Source organism: Pseudomonas sp. YJ42, assembly GCF_047225135.1.
Lineage (GTDB): Bacteria > Pseudomonadota > Gammaproteobacteria > Pseudomonadales > Pseudomonadaceae > Stutzerimonas > Stutzerimonas stutzeri_E.
This window is the reverse complement of record NZ_CP178378.1, coordinates 4,188,336-4,212,816: the sequence shown is the minus strand read 5'-3', so window position 1 is coordinate 4,212,816 and position 24,481 is coordinate 4,188,336. Positions and strand designations below refer to the sequence as shown.

Sequence of the window (24,481 nt, the reverse complement as noted above, 5' to 3'; positions counted from 1 at the left end):
ACTGACAGGAAACGAAACTGCAGCCGACGAGCAGCACCGCGATGATGTCTTCAAATAGTTGAAGGCAAAAAAAAACGGGCCCGAGGGCCCGTCTTTTTATACCGGTCGCCGTTACAGCGGGCCGATGGTGGAGCAAGTCTTCTTCGCAGCGGCATGCTTTTGCAGCGGAGCCAGCTGTGGACGGTGCTTACCGCTCGCGACGTCCAGTGCCATGATGTTCTCACCCCAGCGAGGACCGGCTGCCCAGTAGGTGCTCGGGATGCAATTCTCGGCAAGGTACGCCAGCAGCTTGTCGGTGGCGACTACAGCAGACGGAGAGAAGTCCGGGATGCCATGCTCGCCAAGGTAGCCGCGCAGCTTGTTGGCCTTCAGCCACTCGACCCACGGCTTGACTCGCTCTACACCCAGCATCGGGGCGAAGGTTTCGGAGCGCTTGGTGTAGGTGCCCGAGTAGTCGAAGTCGAGATACTGGTGAGCTTCGTAAACCAGGTTGTTCTTCGGATCACGCATCCACGGATCGTTGATCAGCTGGGTGTTGTACTTCTGCCAATGGAAGGCGCTTGAGTAGCGATCACCAGCGATCATGATCCACTTGGTCGGATCGATCTTACGGATTGCCTGCCCAGCGGCTTGCGCAGTTTGCGGCCACAGGTTGTTACCGGTGTTGTACGGCTCGTTCATCAGACCGTAGCCATACAGGGCCGGGTGCTTGGATACCTGCACAGCGATCTTGCGCCAAGTTTCAGCGAACTGCGCCCGCGGAACTTCCGGCGAGTTGATGACTTTGCCGTAGTAACGGTAGTAGTTGTGCATATCAAGGATGACCTTGATGCCGTATTTCTGAGCGTAATCCAGGGACTGCTTGATGCGCGCCAATTCAGCGGCATCCAGTTCGGTACCCAGCTTGGGCTGGATTCGCTCCCAGAGGAAGCCCAGACGCACCAGTTTGAAGCCAAGACCAGCGTGACGCTTGTAATAGGACTCGTCGGCGTAGGTGTAGCCCTTGTTGTAGATGCCCGGAACATTCGCCGGGTCGAACACGCCCGAACCAAAGTTCACGCCGACCAGATCGATACCGCTACCGTCGCTGACCACCGGAGTGGTGGGTGCCGGAGCAGGCGTTGGTGCCGGTGCCGGAGCAGGCGACGAGGTACCAGGAGCCGTCGGCGTAGTCGTGCCGCCGGTGCTGGACACCACGCTGATGGTCTTCGGATAGCCAACGGCGCTGGCGGACAGCGTTGTGCCGCTCAGCATGACGGAGAGGTGGGCGCCCACGTCATAGACGGCGGCAACCTGACGTACCTGGCCGTCTGCCAGTTTTACCGATGCACCTTTAACGAACGAGGCCTTGTTGGCAGCGGTGTCTGGGATCGAGAAGCCAGCGGCCTTGCGATAGATACCGTTTTCCCAATCCGAGTTGGTGAAGCTGTTCAACCCGGCGCTGTACGTCGTGCCGGACGCAGGGGCAGTCGGCGCGGGGGCGGGCGCCGGAGCAGGTGCCGGCTGGGTTACGGAAGGCGAAGTGGTGCCGGTGGCCGACGCCACACTGACGGACTTCGGATAGCCAACGGCGCTGCCAGACAGCGCGGAGCCACCCATCATGATCGACAGGTTGGCACCCGTGTCATAGACCGCAGTGATCTTGCGTACCTGGCCATCCGCCAGCTTCGCCGATGCACCGACAACGAACGCAGCTTTGTTGGCAGCGGTATCCGGGATGGAGAAACCGGGCGACCGGCGATAGATCCCGCGATCCCAATCAGTACTGGTGAAGTTGTTCAGGGAGACCGAGAGCGTGCTGCTAGGGGCAGTCGCTGCCGGAGCCGTTGTAGCAGGAGCTGCTGCGGAGGCAAACACGGTGCTGACTGTGCGCGGTGCGCCGACCTTGGCGCCGTCGAGCAGACCACCGTCAACGTAAATACTGATGTTGCTACCGACGACGTAGACCTTGGTGATCTTGCGTACTTGGCCATCGGCAAACTTGATCTGGACGCCCGGCTTGAACGCGGCGATAGCGGCAGAGCTCGCCGGCACGGAAAGAGCCGCGGTCCGGCGCCACACACCGTTGAGAAAATCGGTGCTGGTGAAGGTATTGATCTTTGAAGTGAAAGCGGTCGTGGAAGAGGCACTTACCGTGATGTCAGCAGCCGCTTCGCCAGTGAAAACAACAGCGCCGAATACGGCAGCAAGAGCGATGGAACGAACAAGTGCCTTAGGGGCACCAGTAATTACATTGATAGACATTCAGTCTCTCCGGAACTTAATACTTCTAAAAGCCGAAGCCTTTAAAAAAGTGGCGGGAGTTTTAATTAAGTCGTACAGGCGCTTACTGGGGCAGATGCATCACTTCGCGCAACCGGACGAACCGCGTTACAACGAACGCCGGATTACCAGTAGGGGAACCCGGCAATCCGTTGCGTGGCGCCTTTATAATAGGTTTCCAAAACGATTCAAAATTTTTTTGACGGATTTAGATCGCCAACTCTCCGCCACATTTTTGACCGGCCATTAATCCGCTATTAGAAGCTGTCTTTTTGCCATTACCCTCAATAGCGCTTAAGCCGCTTTAAACCGTTACGCTAATTGCCTGACGGCGTCATTTTTTTGAATTAACCAGGTCACAGAATGAGAAATCGGCTATGGATTTAGCCGACGAACGGTCGGAGCAAGGAAGCGCCGCTTCCGGTCCGCTTATAAGAGAGGAAGAGTTATTTCCGCTCGTGTTATTCCTTGTCAGCCCACCTGACAGAGTCGGGAGCCGTTCATGACGCAGCAGAAATTCAAGATTGGCGACCACGTGCGCTGGAATTCCGAGGCGGGGTATGTGACGGGACGCATCGTCAAAGTGCATACACAGGACACCGACTACAAAGGTCATAGGCGACGGGCCAGCCCGGATGAACCGCAATACGAGATCAAGAGCGACAAGACGGATCACGTGGCGATGCACAAGGGCGGCGCGCTGGGTAAGATCGAATGATCCCGACCCAGCCGCGCCAGATCTGGACGATTGGCCACTCCACGCGAACGCCCGAGGCGCTTATCGCGGTGCTGGAGCACTACGGCATCCGCGCGGTCGCGGACGTCCGTCGCTTTCCCGGATCGAAGCGTTGGCCACAATTCATGTCGGCGAATCTCGAAGCCGTGCTCCACGAACACGAGATTGCCTATGAGTGGATCGAGCAATTGGGTGGCAGACGTCGGGCCCCGCCGGGGCTGTGTTCCAGCGCGTGGCGCAACGCGTCCTTTCGGGGCTACGCCGAGCATTTGAAAACCGACGAGTTCGCCACTGGCCTCCAGCGACTCTTACACCTGGCGGATGGACGACCCACCGCGATGATGTGTGCAGAAGTGCTCTGGTGGCGCTGCCACCGCGCCATGGTGTCGGATGTCTTGAAGCTACGAGGAATAGAGGTACTGCACATCCAGGACGCTCAACGAATGACGCCGCATCCCTATACCTCGCCAGCAAGACTGGAGAACGGCAAGCTGACCTATGACGCAGGCGTCGGCGTGCCATTAAAGAAGGACGGGCCGGGCGTGAGACACTAGCGCTGACAGCCCACAAGGAGGGAGAGGCAAACAAGCAGGCGGTTGACCGAACGACGGCTTTGCGTCGTCAACCACGAGCGGATCGATACCGAGTCTTTTCTGGAAGCAGCGGAAGCGGGGCCGCTGCGCGGTACGATCAAGGCACTGATAGATCTGGTAGGCCGGCCCGGCTCTGCTGGCAATGGCAGAGGCGGAGCGCTCAAGGCCTATAGGTGGAAGCGGTAATCGCGCTGTTCAGGCAGTCCTGTACGAGGTGCTGCTGATCTGAGTGTTGCGCCGACGCGCACCCCACCATCGCCCGCGCTCAAGTCCAGCAGAGCGCCGTCGGGTCGATTGCAAAAATCATGTTGGGAATATTGGGGGATGAAGCCACTCGGGCTTCTGACTGGCCAGGTTTTGGGCACTGGCGCGGGGATATTGACTCGCGTTACCGATGAACCTGCTGGGCGCTCGACGAGCAAGACGTACCACGCTGGGATCGTCTCGATCGACGCAAGCCGACGACATTAACGGTGTCCCGCGCTAATCGCGGTCCGTTTTGCCACCTATCCTGGCTGCTGCCGCCCTCTCCTCCTTGCCAGGCGGCAGCAAATGGTTAGGGTTCGCGCTTGAGCGCACTCCAGCCACCGACGCGCCGCGTGCTCGAGAAGGCGTTACGCGACAGGTAATAGAAGAACAGCGGGATCCCCACGGCGTAACGCTTGAACAAGCGACGGGGCTCGATGAGCATGCGGAACGCCCATTCCAGCCCAAACCGGCGAAAAAGCATCGGTGCGCGCGGAAAGCGCTGTGCCGAAAAATCAAGGATCGCGCCACCACAGATCAGCAGTGCACGGGTATTCATCGCCTTTTGCAGATGCAGCGCCACATGCTCCTGCTTGGGCATGCCCATGGCCAACACGATGATCGGAAAGCGCCCGGGCACGTGGTGCTGCCGAAAGAACTCCAGGTACTCCTCGGAACGCTTGAAGCCATCGATCGCATAGAACCTGCGGTCGCCGAACAGTTTGCGCGCGCCATCGCTCAGCCAAGGCTCACAAGTCCCCATGGCGAACAGCTCGTAACGGTCTTCGGAGTCTCCTACCAGATCTTCGATCAGCTCTGGAATGAAGTCGGATCCGTTGAGGTTGGCTTTCGGGTCGAGCCCATTGAACAAGCAGGCGATCTTGATACCGATGCCGTCGCGCAGCAAATAGTTGACCTGAAGAAAGCTGTGCAGGACCGAGGAATGGCGCTGAGCGATGTTGTAGCCGTGCTGATTGAGAAACCCCAGGATGGTCGGCGACTCGCGCTTCTTCAACTCGGAGATAAAAGGGCCGGTATCTGTTTCGTCCAATAGTTTCAGCTTCCCTATCAAAGGATCCATCCTTTTGGTGAGGGGATTTTTCATAAATAGCTTCTCTGTCTGCAAATCAAATGAAAGTCGTCGAGACGCACTGCAGCAGCCGGATGGGGGTGCGTGCTGAACGGAAGATTCGTCTGGAAAAAAACTGAACAATGCCTGGCTCTGCCGGACAAACGAAGCAGCCGCTCCCGCGGTATCTTCCCAAAGGGTAAAAAGAGGTAGTCAGATGTTAAGGACACGTAGCGTATCGAAACGATCAAAAGGAATACTCCTCGGACTCGCACTTGTGCTCGGGAGTGCCGCAAGCGAGGCAGAAAATATCGATCTGATCGGACTGAATATTGGCGGTGCCGCATTTTCTGGCAATGTCATCCCTGGGAAATATAAAACAAATTATTTCTTCCCAGCTCCTGGCTATCTTTCGAAGTGGAAGGCCAAGGGCATCATGACCATTCGCTTTCCCATCATGTGGGAACGCCTGCAGCATGAATTGAACGCGGAACTTGACGAAGATTATGCACAGCTGATCGAAGAGACATTGCAACAAGCCGCTGATAACGACATGCGGGTCATCCTCGACATTCACAACTACGCCCGCTATCAGAAACAGATCATTGGAACCGAAGCTGTACCGATATCGGCTTACGCGGATCTGTTGGAACGCATTGCCAAGCGTTGGAAGGATCACCCAGGGCTTTATGCCTACGACATCATGAACGAACCACACGGCGCCGACGAATATTGGCCGGCCGCAGCCCAAGCCGGTATCGACGCCATCAGAAAACATGACAAGGCGCGGCCCTTGTTTATCGAGGGCAACTTCTGGTCCAGCAGTTTTCGCTGGCAGAAATTCAATGATCCGCTGTTGCAACTGAAAGACCCCTCCGACAAGTTGATATTTTCCGCCCATCTGTATCTTGATAAACACGGTAGCGGACAATACAAGGAACCGCTGGAGAAAGACTTCGACACCATGCTCGGCGTCAAACGCGTCAAACCCTTTATCGATTGGTTGATCGAGCATGGCAAGCAAGGTCATATCGGTGAGTTTGGTGTTCCTTCCGATGACCCCCGCCTATTGGAAGCGATGGATAACTTGCTGGCATACCTGCAGCAACACTGCATCCCGATGACATACTGGGCGGCCGGTTCGTCCTGGGGCAAATACAAGTTGTCCGTCGAACCGAAGGACGGTCAGGACCGTCCGCAGTGGGAAGTGCTCAGCAAGTACGTCAACCAGGGAAATTGCAGCCAAATCGGCCCCAAACACTGAGCAGCACCAGCGCTCGTTCCGGCCGCACCCAGGTGCGATCGAAACGGGCGCATCAGCTCTTCGACGAGGGTGCGACCGGTACCCACTTGCCAAGAATCGATCTAGCCTTGCCGACCAGCTTCGCCTTCAGGCTGTAGCTCTTGCGCAATGCATTGGACTTGAGGTTATAGACCTGGCCAGGCACGTACATCTCATTGGTCTCGATGCAGTACACCGGTTTGCCACTGAGCTTCATGATCTCGACCGCCTGCCTGACTTCGCTCTCGACGAATAGCCGCGTCAACGGTTGTTTGGCATAAACCTCCGCCTTGAACTTGTGATGGATATTCAGTCGGCGGCGCTCTTCAGCAGTGGGTAGGTCGAGCATGTGCAAGGTGCCGTATTGCACACCGTTGCGCTCCAACCACGCCTCCGTTTCGGCACGGTATTTTTCAAGCCGACTGGTCACCAGATGCGCAACCTTGACCGAAGGGATGAAGAGCGGGCGCGTGCAACCTAGAAACTGCAGGTAGTTCGGTCCATCGTCGTTCTCCTCCAAGGTCGGATCGACGCAGAGCACCCCATCTATATCCAGACATGCCTGGGCCAGGAACGGATGGTGCATCACGTTCCATTCAAACATCCGCGGCTGCTCTACGAGTTCTAGATGTACATCTACGAGATTCCGATTATGTCGTTCGGCAAACGCGGCCATGGTCACCACGCTGCCCTTATAAGCGGAGCGTACCTGCACCAACGCGGCCTGCATGGAGTTGCCCGATGAGATGCTATCGTCCACAAGCAGGATTTTTCTTGCATCCCATGGCTTCGTCAGGTCGGCGTGTTTGTAGGTGCGGGTATTGCCTTTCTTCAGATCATCATTGCGCAGAAACGAATAGAGGTCCGTCAATGGCAGGTTCTGCTTCAGCGCGATGACGCTGGCGACCAGCGTCCCGCTTCGGGGAATACCGACCACTAGATCGACATCGTTTGGAATCTTGCTGGCACACTCAGTGCTGAGCCGCGATAGGTCATTCAGGCTTCGGTAATTCATCGAACACTCTCCTGTGCCTTTTCTTGGTCCATCTCCTCGATGGGAAACCCGTCTACTTCTTCAACGCCCCAATGACGAACGCAGTTGTTTGGTATGAGTATGTACGTAATGCAGCACATAGAGCGCCAAGGCGTTGGGTTTGGAAAAATTGAGAAAGCGCGTTCTGATATGCATGTCTTCACGAATCGCCTCAAAGCGTCGCTTGTGCGATACACCCGTGGTATCGAAGATGCACAGCGGAAACGACAGTTGCAGAACTTCGCTTTGCAAGTCCAGCCCCTGCAGGAATTCAAGCAACAAGCAGTAGTCTGCTGACAACTTGTAATCGAGCCTGAATTCGAACTGGCGCAGTCGCTCATTCTCGAAGTACATGGTCTGATGGCTGGCCGGCAAACCCAGCGGCGCGCGTTCGATGGGACGTGCGCTGGTGAGTTTCAAGTCGCCGCTGGCTTCCTTGCGATAGAAGTCACCATAGATGAACTTCGGTACGGCGGTCGTTTTCGACAACTCGCCATTGATACGTTCGAGTACCGATGGGTCGGCAAGCGAGTCGCCGCTGTTGAGGAACAGCGTATAGCCGGACGTCTCGACTGCACGCAGACGCCCTTTGTTCATCGCATCGTAAATACCCTTGTCCGGCTCGATGGTTATTTCCGCCTGATCGTCGTCAAGACTTTTCAACCATTCGCCGCTCCCATCTTTGGAGGCGCCGTCGATAACAATCCAGCGAAAGTTCCGGTAGGTCTGGCTGGTTAGGCTCCGATAGGTCTCCTTCAGGCCATCCAGATTATTCCAGTTTATAGTTACGATACTGAAACTGACCATAATTCACCTGTTCAAGATTTGCCGTAAGGGGGGTGTCCGCTGTTTTAAGCTTGGCGTAATAAAGGAAAAACGCCGCCGCCATCCCATACACATCACCAGAAAATGTCAGTGCATTGGAAAGCGCAATATTCAACATGCTGACCACAAAGGATAGTTGCAGGGCTGCCAGCAAAGGCCCCTTGTTCGAGCATTGGCGCATTATCCAGATGAAGCCGCCATAGAAGACCAAGGCGACGATAGGCGCCAGGAACCCGTACCGATAATAGACGCCGAATATTCCGACATCGGCGAGATAAAAGTGTGAGTTATAAATTCGCGAGAACCCGCCTTGCCATTGCAGAGACAGCGCACCCATGCCGAAATAGTTGTTGGCGCTGATGGCATCCAGAATGATCGAAACGGTTCTCTCCCGCACGCCAGGCCCCGCTGTGGCGTCGAAGAGCAAGGCATCGAATCGGGCGTATTGTTCGTGATAGAACTCAGGGACCAACAGGTATGACGCCACCAGGATCGTCACGCCGAGCACACTCATCTTCATCAGCGAATCGATGCGCTTACGGAATATCCACATACCCGCCAAGGCCCAGACCACCATGGTCTGCCGGGTCTGCATGACCAGCCAGAGATAGGCCACGAAGTAGAGAAGAACCAGTAGCCTGCCGATCGTGACCCGATCCTTCATGCTGTACATCAGCATGAACGCCGAGATGGTGACTACGGGCGCACCGATACGGAAGCGATTCGGACGCAACAGGTCCTCGTACTGCGTCCAATCATCGACGGTGAAGGAAGCCACCTTGTTCTGCGGAATAATTCCCAGATAGTAGGCAAAGCCCAGGGTGGCGCAGAACAGGCCGACGTAAAGAAAGTACTTTCCCAGTTCCTCCTCGGTCGGAGACGCCTTGATCAACAGGAACAGGGTCGGGAAGAACACCAGGTATTGAAAGAAACGACGCTCTTCCAGCAAGCCATACGCCATGGGTTGACCGAAGTTCAGGTTGGCGAGCACCGCGGAGATAACCGGCAGCAGGCAGCCCATGAAGATGATCCACAGGCTGGTCTTTGACTGGTAGACCCACTTCCATGCTACGAACAGGCAAGCTGTTGCGGCCAGAACCAGTAGCAGAAACAGCTCCTGGAAGTACGGAATTCCGGCCCGCTTGTCATCCGTCAGGAAGAAGCAGGTGGAGTTCAGCAACAGGAGCATGAACAGCAGATTCTTGTACGCCAGAACTTTCCTTAACAAGCGGCTTTCCCCATTTTCCAGATGTGACGTGGCGAACACAGAACCGAGCCGGTCCGGTTTGACGACTTCTAGATAGGCGGTTCACCACGGCGGAGGAATCATGTGCCATGGATGGACAACAACAGCGGCAAAAAAGTCCGCTGTTGCTCAAGCCAAATGCGCCGCATTGCTTCTCCGGCGCTATCGCCCGCCTGTCTCTTCCCCGCTCATCGCGCCAAAAAATCCTGCGTGGCAGGCCATGGCCCTGATTGATCAGTGACGAACCAGATGCTGATTTTCGACGAACCAGCGATATGCATCGCGCAGACCGTCTTCCAGGCTGATGCTCGACTGCCAACCGAGCGCCTTGAGACGCGAGACGTCCATGAGCTTGCGCGGGGTGCCGTCCGGCTTGGTGCTGTCGAATTTGAGCTCGCCCTGGTACTCAGTGACCCGAGCAATGGTTTCGGCGAGCTCGCGGATGCTGCAGTCCACCCCAGTACCCACGTTGATGTGCGACAGCATCGGCTGGGTATGGGCCTGATAGGTCTCGTCATCCAGTTCCATGACGTGCACGCAGGCTGCGGCCATGTCGTCGACATGGAGGAACTCGCGCTGCGGCTTGCCGCTGCCCCAGATCACGACTTCGTTATCGCCGCGCTGCGTCGCCTCGTGGAAGCGCTTGAGCAATGCCGGCACCACATGGCTGTTTTCCGGATGGAAATTGTCGTTCGGACCGTAGAGGTTGGTTGGCATCACGCTGCGATAGTCACGGCCGTACTGGCGGTTGTAGCTCTCGCACAGTTTGATGCCAGCAATCTTCGCCACCGCGTAGGGCTCGTTGGTCGGTTCTAACACGCCGGTCACCAACGCCTCTTCCTTCATCGGCTGCTCGGCGAACTTGGGATAGATGCACGACGAGCCGAGGAACAGCAACTTATTGACGTCGTTGCAATGCGCGGCATGAATGATGTTCGCTTCGACCATGAGGTTCTGGTAGATGAACTCGGCCGGATAGGTGTTGTTGGCATGAATGCCACCCACCTTGGCCGAGGCCATGTAAACCTGATCGATCTTGTTCTCTGCAAAAAAGGCGTTCACCGCCGCCTGGTCGACCAGATCCAACTCCTCACGCCCACGCGTGATGAGATTGCGGTATCCCAGCGATTGCAGGCGACGGACAATCGCGGAGCCCACCATGCCGCGATGTCCCGCAACGAAAATACGTGCGTCACGATTCATATTCAGTTCTCCAATGTCACTGGAATGTCGAAGCCGTGCTCTTTGAGCAGGGCATGGCGCTGGGCGACCTTCAGATCCTCGCGGACCATCTCGGCGCACATTTCCTGCACGCTGATTTCCGGGGTCCAGCCAAGTTTGTTCTTGGCGTTGCTCGGGTCGCCGAGCAGGGTCTCCACTTCCGCCGGACGGAAGTAGCGCGGATCGATGCGAACGATGACGTCACCCACGTTAAGCGCCGGTGCCTTGTCCCCTTCGATGCCGGCAACGATGGCGCGCTCGTCTACGCCGCTGTCTTCGAAGCGCAGCTGGACACCCAGCTCAGCGGCCGACCAACGAATGAATTCGCGCACCGAGTACTGCACGCCGGTAGCGATGACGAAGTCTTCCGCCTGCTCCTGCTGCAGCATCATCCACTGCATGCGTACGTAATCCTTGGCATGGCCCCAATCGCGTAGCGCGTCGAGGTTGCCCATGTGCAAGCACTTCTCCAGTCCCTGGGCGATGTTTGCCAGGCCGCGGGTGATCTTGCGGGTCACGAAGGTTTCGCCGCGGCGTGGCGACTCGTGGTTGAAGAGAATGCCGTTGCAGGCATACATACCGTAGGCTTCGCGGTAGTTGACCGTGATCCAGTAGGCGTACAGCTTGGCCACTGCATAAGGCGAACGCGGATAGAACGGCGTGGTTTCCTTCTGCGGAATCTCCTGCACCAAGCCGTACAGCTCGGAGGTCGAGGCCTGGTAGAAGCGGGTTTTCTTTTCCAGGCCCAGCAGGCGAATGGCTTCCAGAATGCGCAACGCGCCCATGCCGTCTACGTCCGCCGTGTATTCAGGCGATTCGAAGCTGACGGCGACGTGCGATTGCGCACCCAGGTTGTACACCTCGTCGGGCTGCACTTCCTGGATGATGCGAGTCAGATTGGACGAGTCGGTCAGGTCGCCGTAGTGCAGAACCAGGTTCTGGTGCTCGACATGAGGGTCCTGATAGATGTGATCGACCCGCTGAGTATTGAACAACGAGGCGCGGCGCTTGATGCCATGGACCTCGTAGCCCTTTTCCAGCAGAAACTCGGCGAGGTAGGAACCGTCCTGCCCAGTAATCCCGGTGATCAGTGCGCGTTTCTTTTCCATTTCAGAGTACCTGTAGGTTCCAGATGACAAGAGGAGTGGTGTGTGATGCTGGGCGGCCAAAGCAGGCGCGACCAAGCGCCCTGTCCCGCCGAACAGCAGCTTTAAATTGATTGTTGGCAGCCGAAGTTAACGAAGCGTTACTGCCCTGCCCGCCTCGGACGGACGGACCGCTCATGCGAGCATTTCCTCGTACAGCGCCCGGTACTGCCGAGCGATGACCGGACTGTCGAAGGTGCTGACGATCTTTTCTCTCGCATTGGCCGCGAGCTGTGGATAGTCGGCCTCGCCCGTGACCCACTCGACGCCCTCGGCGAGCCCCCTGGCTTCGAAGGGCGCGGCTTTATAGCCGTCGTGTTGGTGAGTCACGATATCTTTCGGGCCGGTGGCGTCGAAGCACACCACGGGGGTCCCACAGCCCATGGCTTCGGCGAGGGTCTTGCCGAACGCTTCCATCAGGCTTGGCGCAATGAAGACATCGGCCGCCGAATACAGCAGGCGCAGCGAGATGCTGTCGTGCAGGTAGCCAAACGAGGTGTAGTCGAAGCCCAAGCCGTCGGCGATGGACTGGTCCAGCTTGCCGAAAAAGCACAGGTGGTACTTGGCCGGGTCGAGATGCTTGAGCATCTCCAGGTATTTGCCGAAGCCCTTGTAGATGTCCTTGGCGCTGGTACAGCCGGTGAGGATGATCTTCTTCTCGGTATTCAGCCCTAGCAACTGCCTGGCCAGAGGTTTATCCAGCGGGAAGAACTCGTTGGCATCGACGTTGTTGTGAATGGTGCGTACGTCGAAATCGCGGAACAGCAGGCTCTGCCTGGCCTGCTCGGAGACCCAGTCGCTGATGCCGATCATCTTCATCGATTTGGGCAGATACTTGCGCTTGCGGTTGAGCACGAAGCGCGACAGGTCCCTGTCGGAGGTGCTGCCGAGTTGATCGCAGCTGCCGCAGCCGGTAATGAACTTCTCGCAGCCCATGGCGTAGTGACAGCCACCCGTCATCGGCCACATGTCGCGCATGGTCCAGACCACCGGCTTGCGCAGCTTGGCCAGGTGCTTCATGTCGACGAAGCCGCCATTGATCCAGTGCAGATGCACCACGTCGGCCTCGCGGCATTCGGTGCTGTCGGTGAAATCGGCGCCCATCACCCCGGCGCTGAACATACCCGACTGGCGTCCACGGTAGAAGCTGGCGAATGCCTGGTCCGCCTGGCTCCTGGCGATACTGATGATCTTGTCTTTCTTGCTGCGGCTGACGGACACCACCGAGGTATCGCCATGAGTAATCTGGCTGTTGGTGTAGACGAGAGAATCGACACCCAGCGAGCGCAACCCCTGGTGCAACCAGTACGCACCGCGGGCAGCACCTCCGGTCAATTCGCCAGCGACCAAATGTAATACCTTCATATCAATCGAAACTCTCTTCCGAGTACTGGGCTTTCGGGTGCTGGGCCGCATACCACCGGCGCGAGGCGACCAGCACGATCACCATCAGCGACGAGTAGATGATGATGCTGGCGACGGCGAACGCCTGAACGGTGGCCAGCGCATTGCCGATCAGCAGCGCCCCGCCGAATAGCGAAAGCACGCGCAAGCTGGTGCTGAATATCTCGAACAGAAGGAACCGGCCTTGCAGGGACAGCGCCGGCACCGCCACCACGCAGGGGCGCGAGACGAAGATCACGTACTCAGCCAGCGCCAACCAGCGGGCGTACTCGCCCGCGACGTGCCACTGTTCACCGAACACCAGCGCAAACATCCAAGGCCCGAACACCGCCACCAGCGAAAATGGCACTAAGCCCACCAGTCCCAGCGCGCTGGTCGCCTTCAGCAACATCGCCGTGACCGGCTCACGGTCATGGATTGCGCGGCTGATGCGCGGGTAATAGACGTCGGCGACCGACTTGCCGATCAAGTTGGTCGGCATGGTCAGCGCCTGCTTGCACAGGGCGAAGAAACCGGCCGCGGCCGGGCCGAAATAAGCGGCCAGCACCAGCGTTGGCAGATGCTGCGAGACAGCGTTGATCAGCATCACCGGTGCGCGATACTTGGGAAAGTCACTGTGCCGACGAGCCAGCTCCAGCATGCCCGGGTCGCCCTGCTCGGTTTCGTCGGCGTGGTTGTCCCGATGGGGCTTCGCACGCAGCATCGCCAGACCCAGCATTGCCGCGTGCAGGGCCTGCTGCAGCGCGGTGGTGCAAACCAATACCAGTGCCGACGACTGCACCAGGCCGGCCAGCGTGCGCATCGAATTGAACAGCAACGAGTGCCCCACCGCCACGCTCGCAGTGATACGGAAACGTTGTGTGCGAAACAGCCATTGCTGACAGATCTCCAACGCCGCACCGCAGAACATCACAAACGGGATGAGCAGCAGGTACGGCTGGATGATCTGAATTTCCAGCGCGGCCGCCAGCCGATCACCGAATACCAGCAGCGCCAGGGCGACCACCGTCGCCAATGCCAGGGCGATTGCCAACGCCAGACGCACCAGCCCGCGGGCATCGCCATCACGCTTGGGCAGCACGATGGCGATCGGGTAGGTCAGCGCCGCGACCGGAATCAGCATCATGGTGACGCTGAGGAAGGTCCCCAGGACGCCGTAAGCTTCCGGTCCATAGATGCGGGTGATCACCGGCATGAACGCCAACGTGATCGCCTGCGCACCGGCGGTGCCGGTTACCACGGTGACGATGTTGCGTAGCAACTTGCTTCGCATGCTGGCGTGCAACAGCGCGGCTAGCCTTTCCCGAATGGGAGCAGGACCGCGCCGCACGCTGGGCTGATCGATGGCGTTCACTCGCTGCCCCTTGCTCAGGCCAGGACCGGCTGACGGCCGACGCCGTAGTAGCCAAAACCTTCGCGCTTGACCTGCTCGCGGTCGTACTGGTTACGGCCGTCGATGATCAGCGGAGTGTTCAGCAGGCGCTTCAAGGCGCGGAAATCCGGGCGACGGAAAGGTTTCCATTCGGTAACCAGGCACAGCGCGTCGGCATCGATTGCAGCCTCGTACTGACCTTCGACGATCTGCAAACGGCCATCGGCGAACCAGCTTTCCGGAAACTCACGGCGCGCGGTCTCGCGTGCGACCGGATCGAAAGCCCGCACCTTGGCACCGGCATTGATCAGGCTGTTGATCAGCACCACGCTCGGCGCTTCGCGCATGTCGTCGGTGCCGGGCTTGAATGCCAGGCCCCAGACCGCGAAGGTGCGACCGCTCAGGTCGCCATTGAAATGGGTAGAAATCTTGTTGAACAGCGAGTGCTTCTGCTGGTCGTTGCGCGACTCGACGGCCCGCAGCAACTCGGGCTCGAAGTCGTTCTGGTGGGCAATGTTGATCAGTGCCTTGACGTCCTTCGGGAAACACGACCCGCCATAGCCGCAACCGGCATAGATGAAGTGATAGCCGATGCGCTCGTCCGAACCGATCCCCAGGCGCACGTTCTCGACGTCCACGTCGAGGCGCTCGCAGAGACTCGCGATTTCGTTCATGAACGAGATCTTGGTCGCCAGCATCGCGTTGGCGGCGTACTTGGTCATTTCCGCATCACGGATGCCCATGAATATGGTGCGCGGGCGATTTCGGACGAAGGGCGCGTAAAGCGCGCTCATGACCTGGCGGGCATGCTCGTTGTCGGCACCGATGACGATCCGGTCCGGGTGCATGAAGTCGTTGACCGCGGCGCCTTCCTTAAGGAATTCCGGGTTCGAGACCACAGAGAATTCGATATCGACGCCGCGCGCCTCGAGGCGTTCGGACACCGCTGCACGTACCAGATCCGCGGTACCGACCGGCACGGTGGACTTGTTCACCACGATGGCCGGCGCGCTCAGCGTATCGCCAATCTGCCGTGCAACTTCCAGCACGTAGCGCAGATCCGCCGAGCCATCTTCGCCAGGCGGAGTGCCAACAGCGATGAAGAAAACTTCCGATTGCTCGACGGCCTCGCCCAGCGAGGTCGTGAAGTGCAGCCGCCCAGCCGCATGATTCTCGGTGACGATCTCTTCGAGACCCGGCTCGTAGATCGGCAGAATGCCCTGCTTGAGGTTATCGATCTTGGACTTGTCGACGTCGACGCAGTAGACCGTGTTGCCCATCTCCGCAATACAGGCACCGGTAACCAGCCCCACGTAGCCGCTTCCAACGACGGTGATGTTCATAACAGGATCCTCGATTCAGACATTGATACAGGCGTGCCTCGGCGCGACCCTACAGGTGGCCGGAGGCGCAAATTCGTTTGCTGGGCAGATAATCAATCCGAGTCAGGTTCACCGCTAGCGGAACCTGACTCGGTGACGGATGGCGCGAACTGGCTTTAGACCGTCTGCTCGCTGTATCCGTAATGGTCGTAGTAGCCACGGAACTGACCGTTCTTCTTGGCTTTCTCGATATCGACATGATTGAGCACCACGCCCGTGATCGGCGCGTTACTGTTCTGCAGCTGGCTAACGCCCTTCTGCACGTGCGGGATCAGGGTGCTGTCGGATTTGACGACGTAGATCACCGCGTCGGCCAAGGTCGACAGGACGGCCGCATCGCTCACCGCCTGGCTCGGCGGCGAGTCGATGATGATGCGGTCGTAGCGACCCTTGACCACTTCAAGCAACTTGGCGAAGCGTGGCGAAGATAGCAGTTCCAGCGGGTTGGACGGCACCGACCCGGCCGCGATCATGTCGACATTGCCGACGGAATGGATGCACTCCTCGAGCTTGGCATTGCCGCCGATGAGGTTGACCAAGCCCGGCGTACCCGGCTTGAAGTCGAATGCCTTGTCGAGCGTCGCGCGGCGCAGGTCAGCATCGATCAGCAGCACGCGATGCAACTGCCCCATGGCGAACGCCAGGTTGGCCGAAACCGAGCTCTTGCCCTCGTCCGGCGCCGTAGACGTCACTACCAATACCTGACGCGGCTGGTTAGCCTCGCTCAGCAGCAGGTTGGTACGAATGGTCCGCACGGCCTCGCAGAAGCGCTTGTCGCTGCTGCGCTCGAACAGATGGCTGACCTCCTTGCGCATCTTGCGTGGCACTTGCGGAACAATGCCCATGACCGGCAGGCCCAGCTTGGTCTCGACCTCTTCGGAGCTCTTGAAGGTGTTGTCGAGGATTTCCCGAATGATCGCCTGCGCGATTCCCACCACCAGCGCCAGGAACAATGCCACGACCATGATCAGCTTCTTGTTCGGTGCACTGGGCTCGGTCGGCGGGATGGCCGCATCGACGATGCGAGCGTTGGTCGAGCTCAGATCCGAGGTCGCGGTGGTTTCCTGCAGACGGGTCATGAAGGTGTCGTACAACGCGCGGTCGCTTTCGACCTGGCGCTGCAGGTCACGCACCTTGAATTCCTTGCGGGAAATGTCCTGGATTCGGCCCTTGTTCTCGTCGAACGAGGCACGCAGCGAATTCTCGTTGGCCACAGCCAACTGATAGTTACGCTCGATGCTCGCCACTACCTGCTCAACCTGTTGCTTGAGGCTCGCAGTGGCGGCGTTGAGATCCGAGCGTGCCGAAGCCATCGCCGGATGGCGATCCCCATAGCGACGCGAAAGATCTTCCACACGCGAACGGGCATGCGCCTGGTCAGCTTTGAACTGCTGGATCAGCGGATGGCCAAGCACGGCAGGCACACTGGCCAGACGCTCCCAGCCCTGGCTGCGCATGGACTCGACTTGACGGTACTGGCTCTCGGCTTCGGCGCGCTGACGGCGGGCATCGATCATGCGGTCGCCAGTCAATGAAAGCTCGTTCGCACTGATGGTACCGACACCGTCCAGATCGACCAGCCCTTCAGCGTCCAGGTAGGCCTGGAGACGGTCTTCCGAATCCTGAAGCTTCTGACGCAGGGAAACCAAGCGCTCATTCATCCAGCTGGCAGCCGTCATCGACATGTCGACCTTGGCCTCCAGTTGCGCTTCGATGTATGCCTGCGCCAATTGATTGGTCGCTTGCGCAGCGGTCAGACGGTCGGCCATCGCAATGGATAGATAGACCAACTGGCTCTTGCCTTCGACCCACACAGTCGTGCGATCCATGAAGGTCTGGGTCGCGTAATCGATGATCTGGGCCTCGGTGAGCGGCTCAGGCTCTTCGCCTGTCAGCGCATCGACGATGCCCGAGAAATCCACCAGCGGCCCAGGCTGCTGACGCAGGTCGAACTCGGGATGCTCGGTCAGGTTCAGGTCCCGAACCACACGCTCGGCAACGCCACGGCTCTGCATCAGGCTCAGCTGGGTCTGCAAATACTCACTGAGTTCAACCGGCGTATCGGCCGCCGGCTGGAACGACAACACCGGCGTGCCTTTCGTCTCGATGAGTACCGAAGTGACGGCCTTGTAGATCGGGGTCACCCGCGAGAGGAGGAAAAACGTCAGCAACGCGACGATGGCCACCAACAGGACAATGCCCCATTTACGCGACCAGATCGCATGCCAGATTTTCTTCAGGTCTATGAAGTCGCTATCGGCTGCAGGCCCTACGGGACGCTGCCACGGTCGATCCGGGCGAACTGGGCTATTCATCAGAAGAATCCTTCGTCGATGTTGATCGTATCGCCGGGGCGAACCAGGGTGTCCATGGTGGCTTTCTCTTCAGCGCGGCTGCCTTCGGACCCCCGCACAATGGTCATGCGTTTGGTCGAGGCGCGCTCGGTAAGGCCGCCGGCCAGCGCGATCGCCCGATCCAGCGTAAGGCCGGGCTGGTAGGGATAACCGCCGGGAAGCTTGACCTCGCCGGCGATATAGAACTCGCGGTAGTTGACCACCGATACCGAGACACGCGGGTCGATCAGGTAGCCGTCCTTGAGTTTTTCCACCAACAGGCTGCGCACGTCACTCGGCGTCTTGCCGTTGGCGTCGACTTCACCGATGAAGGGAAAGGTGAAGGTGCCGGCATCGGTCAGGCGTATTTCTTCGAAAGAAAGGTCCGGCTCTCCGTGAACGCTGATACGAATCACATCGCCTGAGCCCAGCTGATATTGGGCGGCGCTGGCTGCGGCGCTGAACACCAGCAGCAACAGGACGGAAAAGAATTTATACATGTTCGGGATGCGCATGATCGGCTCCTCCTTAGGCACTGGTTAACGTCCTTCCCGGCCTCAAAGGCTCAGGTCGAAGCTCAACAGGTAAACGTTTCGGTCGTAGGTTTCCGAGCTCAGGTTGGAGTCGTTTTCCGTTCTGAGATAGGACAGGGTCACATCGACCCAGCGATCCGGTGACCAGATCACGCCGGCACCGTAAGACGTTCGTTCATCATTTCGACCGATCCCTTCGTAGTCACGATCGGAGAAGCGGTACTTCATTTCGGTCGCGATACGCGAGGTCCACTCGTGTTCCCAGGTCGCCAGGGTGGTCCAGTCGTTGATGGTGCTGGCCCCGTCATCTCCTTCATCGAAGGCGCGCCGTGAGGTCAGGTTGAATACCGAATAGGTGCGCGGCTTCCAGGTGACGCCGGCTTCCCACATCGGACTGGTGAAATCCTCGCGCTGATCACTGTCGAAATCCTTGCGCTCGGCGCCGAGCTTGAAGCTACCGGAGGTCTTGGAAGTGGCATCCCAGGTCGCGCCACCAAGCAGCGCGATGTTGGTGCTGTCACGCAGCGCACTGGCGAGTTTGTAGTCATGATCGGTGTGCCGAACCTCGACCAGCGAGCGCGTGCTGGCGCCCAGGCGATGGAACCAGATGGAGTTGAACATCAGGCTGTCGCGTTCTTCGGATGCGTTGATGTTGCCGCTGTTGTGGTAACGAAGCTGCTCGTAGTTGGTCCCGAACTCGAGCTGATTGCGCGCCGTCCGGGCGCCGAAGCGATAAGCCGCGCGAGCGATGGCCCGGCTGTACTTGTCGTTCTCGGTCGCGTCTTCGGTATCGGCGGTCTCCTCTACCTTGTGATAGGCCAGCCCCCAGCTCAGACGATGGCGGGAGGTGAACTCCATGACGCTTCTGAGCTTTAGATGGTGGTCGGTATTGCTGGCTTCCGAATCCGAATGAAAGATGTCGTGGTTCAGGGAGTACTCGAGTTCATATTCGCTGTTGCGGTTTCCCGTCCCCAGCAAAAAAGTCGGATTGATTCCAGTCACCCAGGACGCCTGCTCGTTGTCTGACAGCCCGCGATAGTTGTCGTCGTAGCTCTCACGGACAATCAGGGTCGGGGTGAACTCGAAGCCGCCAATGCGTATATCTTGCGGCTCGTTGACCGCCCAGCTATCGGTAGCGACAAGGCACAGTAGCGATACACCTGGAAGCGTGATGTTCCTCATATGGAATCCCTTCTCGGAGATAAATTGTTGTTCATACCGACTCCGGCCACGACGCTGGCTTATGTGAGCAGGCATAGACACGCAACAGACCGCAAATATCCCGGACAGTTGCAGAATCGATGAGCGGCGCCTCCATCCAGGCCTTTCCCAGCACACCCTGAAGCCGGTTCGAAGCTGGATTCAGGCACGCTACCGCCCCAGGGCTGGAGTCCCTGTAGCAGTTTGCCAGCAGCCACAACCACAGCCGCAGGCCGCCTCGACCAGCGAATCCAACGGCAGGCGAAACAAAAATTTCGGTGTTTTGTTTTTTATTAGAGCGACGAAACCGCGCGCCGCGGGACGGGCTGAACGCTCGCCAGACTTACCTGGATCCGCTGCTGGCGATTGAGCACGTTCAACAACAGCATCACCCGCTCCTCGCCTTCCATGGAAAGGAAGATGGCTTCCATTTCGGCAAACCCACCGACGTTGACCTGCACTCGATCACCAGGCACCAACGCAGGCCTGGGGCCTATCGCTGCACAGCGTTGCCGGAGGTGATCGACAATGGCGTCCTGCACCTGACAAGGCTGACCACAGAACGCGACGACGCGATTGACGCCCCGCGTGGAGCGTAGCGATAGCCAGCTGTCTTCGGCGCCCATGCGAATGAACACGTACCCGGGGAACAATGGCTGTTGCTGCTCGCGCAGCTTGCCGGCGCAGATCGCTTGCACCGTGAATACCGGTGCGAAGCATTCGAAGCCCTGGCGCATGAGATGCTCCTGAGCCCGCCCGTCCTGGCGCGGCTTGCACTGCAGCAGATACCAGGCCTTCGCCGGCGTTTCGGTATGTCTATCCACAGCGTCTCCGAGCGCGCTAAACATCCGCTGAGGAACCATCGGCGATCCCCCACAAGCCTCTGGATCACCAGACGCCCTTTCTGGACATGATTCGCTCCAAGGGAGTTCCGCTTTGTTACACCCGGCAACACTTAGACGGGACAAGCGGTCGCACCAAGAAGCCGTGCCGGACGAGACTTGGCCGGAATGCCGTCTAACTCGAGGGTTTCACGAGGTCCGTTGAGGCGCGACTGGCGAGACCAGCAGCAGAAAACCGGACCGCTTGTATGCGGTCGGGCTTACAGACATCGCGAGGAGAATGGAGTGACCAAGCGGCGGCCAGATCAACAGAATCAGGCGCGCTCGATCCGATCAGGGTGGATGACGATTCGGCCCTGCTTGTAGAGACCACCGATGGCCTTCTTGAAATTGCCCTTGCTGACGCCGAACAACCGAGCAATCTCGTCGGCCGCCGTTTTGTCGCTGACCGGCAGGCTGCCCTGATTTTCCTGAAGCTTTTGCAGAATCAGCGCCTGCAAGGCGTCACCGGCTTCACTGCCCACCGGCTGGAGGCTCAGGCTGATTTTGCCGTCCGCGCGGACTTCCTTTATATAGCCCTTCTCGCGCATGCCGCCGCGCAGAAACTTGAAGGCTTCGTTCTTGTGGATCAGGCCCCAGTGCTTGCCGTTGATGATCGCCTTGTAACCCAGATCGGTCGGCTCCACCACCAGCAGATCCACTGCCTCGCCAACGCTGTAGCGCGGCGGCGTCTTGTCGAGATAGCGGTCCAGTCGCGCGGTGGCCGTGATGCGTTTGGTGTGCTTGTCGAGATAGACGTGAACGACGCAATAATCGCCCTCTTTCAGCGGACGCTTTTCCTCGGAATGCGGCAGCAGCAGGTCCTTGGGCAGTCCCCAATCGAGGAACAGCCCGACCCGATTGATCTCGACGACCTTGAGGCTGGCGAACTCACCCACCTGGACCTTGGGCTTCTCAGTGGTCGCGATGAGCTTGTCTTCGCTGTCGAGGTAGATGAACACGTTCAGCCAATCATCGACTTCGGTCGGGACGTTCTTGGGAATGTAACGATTGGGCAACAGAATCTCGCCGTCCGGCCCGCCGTCCAGGTACAGGCCGAAACCGGTGTGCTTGACGATCTGCATGCTGTTGAAGCGCCCGATTGCAGCCATGGTGAACAATCCTGTGAGTCGAAGGCGGCGATTCTAACAGGCCGCAGGATGCGAGCGCGCCACGACGGCCTGCCGAATCGCCCCGTGAATGACAAGCGAGGCCCAGCCACCGGGTGCTGATCGGGCCCCGCTCTGACCAGATTCGCCACACCGGCTATCGTGGCAAGGCATAGGCTATGACCGAGTCACCGGCCTTGGTCCCGAGGGAGCCATGGCCGCCAGCGACCACTACCACCATCTGCCGGCCTGAGCGACTCAGATAGGTCATTGGCGTTGCCTGTCCGCCTGCTGGCAACCGCCACTTGCCCAGCTCCTTGCCGGTGGTGACGTCATAGGCGCGCAGGTAGTAATCCAGCGTGCCGCTCAGGAACGCCACCCCACCGGCCGTGAGCATCGGTCCGCCGAGACTTGGCACACCCATCTTGAACGGTAGGGGAATAGGCGCCCGATCCCGCACGGTGCCGTTCTTGCGCATCCAGTGGGTCTTGCCGGTGCGCAGATCAGCGCCGGCGACATACCCCCAAGGCGGCGCGATGCAAGGCAGGCCGATCGGCGAAACGAAGGGTTTGAGCTCAACCGCGAAGGGCGCGCCGAAATTCTCGTTGAGATGCGGCTCACTATCGGAAACATAGGTCTTGCGGTCGTTCTCACGGGGAATCAAGGTCGAGGTGAACGGCAGATAGGCCGGCGTACTGAACACCATCTGTCTAACCGGATCGACCGCTACGCCACCCCAGTTGAAGACGCCGAAGTTACCCGGATGCACCAAGGTGCCCTGGGTCGATGGCGGCGTATAGCGGCCCTCGTAGCGCAGCGAGTGGAACTGGATATGACACATCATCTGATCGATGAAGGTGGCCCCCCAGAGATCCTTGCCCTGCAGCACGGGCGGCTCGTAGGACAGCGCCGACACCGGCTGGGTCGGAGCGGCCCAGTCCCCTTCGGCGGCGCCCTGCGGCGCAGGCACTTCACGGACCGGTAGAATCGGTTCACCGGTGCGGCGATCCAGCACATAGATGTCGCCCTGCTTGGTCGGTGCGACCAGCGCCGGGACCGGTCCACTGTCCGTATCGATATCGACCAGACTCGGTTGCGCCGGTACGTCCATGTCCCAGAGATCGTGATGCACCGTCTGGAATACCCAGCGCAGCTCGCCGGTATCGAGATCGAGGGCAACGATCGAGGAGGAGAAACGCTCGCTGTTCTCGCTACGATTGCCACCCCACTGGTCCGGCACCTGATTGCCCAGCGGCACGTAGACCAACCCCAACGCCTCGTCGGCGCTGGAAATGCTCCAGCTGTTCGGTGTGCTTTCGCTGTAGGTTTCGCCCTCGGCGATCGGCTGGGTCTGTTGCGGATTACCCGGGTCCCAGTTCCACTTCAGCTCGCCCGTAATGGCATCGTAGGCACGTACCACACCGGACGGTTCGGTGGTCGAAACGTTGTCGTTGACCGCGCCGCCGATGATCACCAGACCGTTGGCGACCACCGGCGGCGAGGTGGAGTAATAAAAGCCCTCTTTCACGTTCGGCATGTTCGCCCATAGATTCACCGCGCCATTGCGACCGAATTCCGGGCATACCTGGCCTGTTTTGGCATCCAGCGCGATCAGCCGTGCGTCTGCGGTCGGCATGAACAGCCGCTGCCGACAGGCCTGCTCGCCAGCGGGCGCATCACTGATGTGATAGGACAGCCCACGACAGGTGAGATGCTGACGATTGACCGAGTCCGGGACCTGTGGATCGAAGCGCCAACGCTCCTGCCCGGTGTCGGCGTCCAGAGCGATGACGAAATTATGCGGCGTGCAGATATATAGACTGTCATCGATCTTCAGCGGGGTGACTTCATAGGTGGTTTCCTCCGGATCGCTGGGGCGGCGACGATCGCCGGTATTGAACTCCCAGATCTTCTCCAGCCGATCGACATTGCTCGGCGTTAGCTGCGCCAGCGGGGAATAACGCTTGCCATGCTGGGTACGGCCGTAGGCATGCCATTCACCGTCGGCGACAGCGGGGCCCTCGCCGGCAGGTGCTGCCGCCAGCGGTTGCGGCAGCATGCCCCTGATGTCGTGGCTGTCGCTGGAGATCGCTTGTACCGCTGCGGCGCCCCAGAGCAGAACCGCTAACATCAGCGGCAGCGCACTGCCACCCCAGGCTCGCGCACCGAAATGCTGCCAACCCAATCTCTGGGCGACCCAAGGCATCAACAACCACAAACCCAGCGGCGCGACGATGCTGCCGCGTGGCGCCAGCTGCCACCAGTCGAAGCCCACCTCGTAGAGCGCCCAACCCAAGGCGCCAAACATCACCAGCGCGTAGATCCACAACGCCGCACGACGTCTAGCCAGCAGCAACATGCCGGTCAGCAAAAAGCCCACCGCAAGCACCGCGAAATACCAGGTCCCGCCAAGCGTGATGATTTTCCAACCACCAACGGCGAGCACCAAGCCCAGAATGATGCACAAGACAGCACTGATGACGACCGCCACTCTTTCCTCCTATCCGTGTGTCAGGCCTGGAGATGCAGCCGGCGATCCGGAATCGTCCGGCACTACAGTGGACCGGCGGTCGGCGAGAACGCTCCCTGGCAAAACCGAATCAGGGCAT

General features: G+C 59.0%; 19 protein-coding genes. 3 read left to right on the top strand and 16 right to left on the bottom strand.

The window, feature by feature from the left end; translation table 11 throughout:
* Positions 1-111: 111 nt before the first annotated feature.
* A complete protein-coding gene (locus tag ACL0K2_RS19440; RefSeq protein ID WP_413043251.1) occupies positions 112-2,244 on the bottom strand; it encodes a glycoside hydrolase family 5 protein in 2,133 nt (710 codons plus the stop codon).
* Positions 2,245-2,764: 520 nt separating this feature from the next.
* On the opposite strand from ACL0K2_RS19440, the gene ACL0K2_RS19435 reads away from it, so the two are divergent.
* Both ACL0K2_RS19435 and ACL0K2_RS19430 read left to right on the top strand, forming a co-directional pair.
* Positions 2,765-2,980, top strand: a complete 216-nt coding sequence (locus ACL0K2_RS19435) for a DUF2945 domain-containing protein (protein ID WP_239610735.1) — start codon at positions 2,765-2,767, stop codon at positions 2,978-2,980.
* Entirely contained in the window at positions 2,977-3,552 is a 576-nt protein-coding gene (locus ACL0K2_RS19430) for a DUF488 family protein (protein WP_413043250.1), read from the top strand. Before ACL0K2_RS19435 ends, ACL0K2_RS19430 begins: the two co-directional genes overlap by 4 nt.
* 595 nt (positions 3,553-4,147) lie before the next feature.
* Here ACL0K2_RS19430 and ACL0K2_RS19425 read toward each other — a convergent pair.
* Positions 4,148-4,942 (bottom strand): WecB/TagA/CpsF family glycosyltransferase, encoded by a 795-nt coding sequence (locus ACL0K2_RS19425; protein ID WP_230623580.1) that lies wholly within the window; start codon positions 4,940-4,942, stop codon positions 4,148-4,150.
* A gap of 181 nt (positions 4,943-5,123) precedes the next feature.
* Between ACL0K2_RS19425 and ACL0K2_RS19420 the strand changes: the two genes are divergently transcribed.
* A complete protein-coding gene (locus ACL0K2_RS19420; RefSeq protein ID WP_413043248.1) occupies positions 5,124-6,170 on the top strand; it encodes a glycoside hydrolase family 5 protein in 1,047 nt (348 codons plus the stop codon).
* A 52-nt stretch (positions 6,171-6,222) separates the two neighbouring features.
* Here ACL0K2_RS19420 and ACL0K2_RS19415 read toward each other — a convergent pair whose 3' ends face one another.
* From ACL0K2_RS19415 to ACL0K2_RS19350, 14 genes are all read right to left on the bottom strand, one after another.
* Positions 6,223-7,203: a phosphoribosyltransferase family protein gene (locus ACL0K2_RS19415; RefSeq protein WP_045161233.1), complete on the bottom strand. Its 981-nt coding sequence runs from the start codon at positions 7,201-7,203 to the stop codon at positions 6,223-6,225.
* 60 nt (positions 7,204-7,263) lie between these two features.
* Positions 7,264-8,028, bottom strand: coding sequence for a glycosyltransferase (locus ACL0K2_RS19410; protein WP_045161232.1), 765 nt, complete (start codon positions 8,026-8,028; stop codon positions 7,264-7,266).
* The gene (locus ACL0K2_RS19405; protein WP_413043246.1) at positions 7,991-9,235 is read right to left on the bottom strand and encodes a hypothetical protein; all 1,245 of its coding nucleotides are present in this window, start codon (positions 9,233-9,235) and stop codon (positions 7,991-7,993) included. Before ACL0K2_RS19405 ends, ACL0K2_RS19410 begins: the two co-directional genes overlap by 38 nt.
* Positions 9,236-9,526: 291 nt before the next feature.
* Positions 9,527-10,495, bottom strand: a complete 969-nt coding sequence (gene fcl / locus ACL0K2_RS19400; RefSeq protein WP_045161230.1) for a GDP-L-fucose synthase — start codon at positions 10,493-10,495, stop codon at positions 9,527-9,529.
* Positions 10,496-10,497: 2 nt separating this feature from the next.
* Positions 10,498-11,622, bottom strand: coding sequence for a GDP-mannose 4,6-dehydratase (gmd, locus tag ACL0K2_RS19395; RefSeq protein ID WP_413043245.1), 1,125 nt, complete (start codon positions 11,620-11,622; stop codon positions 10,498-10,500).
* 171 nt (positions 11,623-11,793) lie between these two features.
* A complete protein-coding gene (locus tag ACL0K2_RS19390; protein ID WP_239610737.1) occupies positions 11,794-13,023 on the bottom strand; it encodes a glycosyltransferase family 4 protein in 1,230 nt (409 codons plus the stop codon).
* Position 13,024: 1 nt separating this feature from the next.
* On the bottom strand, positions 13,025-14,335 hold the full coding sequence (locus tag ACL0K2_RS19385; RefSeq protein WP_230623579.1) for a lipopolysaccharide biosynthesis protein: 1,311 nt from the start codon (positions 14,333-14,335) through the stop codon (positions 13,025-13,027).
* A 95-nt stretch (positions 14,336-14,430) separates the two neighbouring features.
* Complete coding sequence (locus ACL0K2_RS19380; RefSeq protein ID WP_413043244.1) at positions 14,431-15,777, bottom strand: UDP-glucose dehydrogenase family protein; 1,347 nt, start codon at positions 15,775-15,777, stop codon at positions 14,431-14,433.
* Positions 15,778-15,932: 155 nt separating this feature from the next.
* A complete protein-coding gene (locus tag ACL0K2_RS19375) occupies positions 15,933-18,131 on the bottom strand; it encodes a GumC family protein (protein WP_045161225.1) in 2,199 nt (732 codons plus the stop codon).
* Positions 18,131-18,664 carry a polysaccharide biosynthesis/export family protein gene (locus ACL0K2_RS19370; protein WP_045161224.1) on the bottom strand — a complete coding sequence of 178 codons (534 nt, stop codon included), beginning with the start codon at positions 18,662-18,664 and terminating at the stop codon, positions 18,131-18,133. Before ACL0K2_RS19370 ends, ACL0K2_RS19375 begins: the two co-directional genes overlap by 1 nt.
* 42 nt (positions 18,665-18,706) lie before the next feature.
* Complete coding sequence (locus ACL0K2_RS19365) at positions 18,707-19,864, bottom strand: outer membrane beta-barrel protein (protein WP_045161223.1); 1,158 nt, start codon at positions 19,862-19,864, stop codon at positions 18,707-18,709.
* A 311-nt stretch (positions 19,865-20,175) separates the two neighbouring features.
* Positions 20,176-20,706 carry a transcription/translation regulatory transformer protein RfaH gene (gene rfaH, locus ACL0K2_RS19360; protein ID WP_413043243.1) on the bottom strand — a complete coding sequence of 177 codons (531 nt, stop codon included), beginning with the start codon at positions 20,704-20,706 and terminating at the stop codon, positions 20,176-20,178.
* 332 nt (positions 20,707-21,038) lie between these two features.
* Positions 21,039-21,875 (bottom strand): S1 RNA-binding domain-containing protein, encoded by an 837-nt coding sequence (locus ACL0K2_RS19355; protein WP_045161221.1) that lies wholly within the window; start codon positions 21,873-21,875, stop codon positions 21,039-21,041.
* Between the two features lie 154 nt (positions 21,876-22,029).
* On the bottom strand, positions 22,030-24,363 hold the full coding sequence (locus tag ACL0K2_RS19350) for a glucose/quinate/shikimate family membrane-bound PQQ-dependent dehydrogenase (protein ID WP_413043242.1): 2,334 nt from the start codon (positions 24,361-24,363) through the stop codon (positions 22,030-22,032).
* Between the last annotated feature and the right edge of the window lie 118 nt (positions 24,364-24,481).

Bases quoted from the DNA above. Each gene is read 5' to 3' on its own strand.
- ACL0K2_RS19440 (WP_413043251.1), bottom strand. From the start codon at position 2,244: ATGTCTATCAATGTAATTACTGGTGCCCCTAAGGCACTTGTTCGTTCC.
- ACL0K2_RS19435 (WP_239610735.1), top strand. From the start codon at position 2,765: ATGACGCAGCAGAAATTCAAGATTGGCGACCACGTGCGCTGGAATTCC.
- ACL0K2_RS19430 (WP_413043250.1), top strand. From the start codon at position 2,977: ATGATCCCGACCCAGCCGCGCCAGATCTGGACGATTGGCCACTCCACG.
- ACL0K2_RS19425 (WP_230623580.1), bottom strand. From the start codon at position 4,942: ATGAAAAATCCCCTCACCAAAAGGATGGATCCTTTGATAGGGAAGCTG.
- ACL0K2_RS19420 (WP_413043248.1), top strand. From the start codon at position 5,124: ATGTTAAGGACACGTAGCGTATCGAAACGATCAAAAGGAATACTCCTC.
- ACL0K2_RS19415 (WP_045161233.1), bottom strand. From the start codon at position 7,203: ATGAATTACCGAAGCCTGAATGACCTATCGCGGCTCAGCACTGAGTGT.
- ACL0K2_RS19410 (WP_045161232.1), bottom strand. From the start codon at position 8,028: ATGGTCAGTTTCAGTATCGTAACTATAAACTGGAATAATCTGGATGGC.
- ACL0K2_RS19405 (WP_413043246.1), bottom strand. From the start codon at position 9,235: ATGCTCCTGTTGCTGAACTCCACCTGCTTCTTCCTGACGGATGACAAG.
- fcl (WP_045161230.1), bottom strand. From the start codon at position 10,495: ATGAATCGTGACGCACGTATTTTCGTTGCGGGACATCGCGGCATGGTG.
- gmd (WP_413043245.1), bottom strand. From the start codon at position 11,622: ATGGAAAAGAAACGCGCACTGATCACCGGGATTACTGGGCAGGACGGT.
- ACL0K2_RS19390 (WP_239610737.1), bottom strand. From the start codon at position 13,023: ATGAAGGTATTACATTTGGTCGCTGGCGAATTGACCGGAGGTGCTGCC.
- ACL0K2_RS19385 (WP_230623579.1), bottom strand. From the start codon at position 14,335: ATGCGAAGCAAGTTGCTACGCAACATCGTCACCGTGGTAACCGGCACC.
- ACL0K2_RS19380 (WP_413043244.1), bottom strand. From the start codon at position 15,777: ATGAACATCACCGTCGTTGGAAGCGGCTACGTGGGGCTGGTTACCGGT.
- ACL0K2_RS19375 (WP_045161225.1), bottom strand. From the start codon at position 18,131: ATGAATAGCCCAGTTCGCCCGGATCGACCGTGGCAGCGTCCCGTAGGG.
- ACL0K2_RS19370 (WP_045161224.1), bottom strand. From the start codon at position 18,664: ATGCGCATCCCGAACATGTATAAATTCTTTTCCGTCCTGTTGCTGCTG.
- ACL0K2_RS19365 (WP_045161223.1), bottom strand. From the start codon at position 19,864: ATGAGGAACATCACGCTTCCAGGTGTATCGCTACTGTGCCTTGTCGCT.
- ACL0K2_RS19355 (WP_045161221.1), bottom strand. From the start codon at position 21,875: ATGGCTGCAATCGGGCGCTTCAACAGCATGCAGATCGTCAAGCACACC.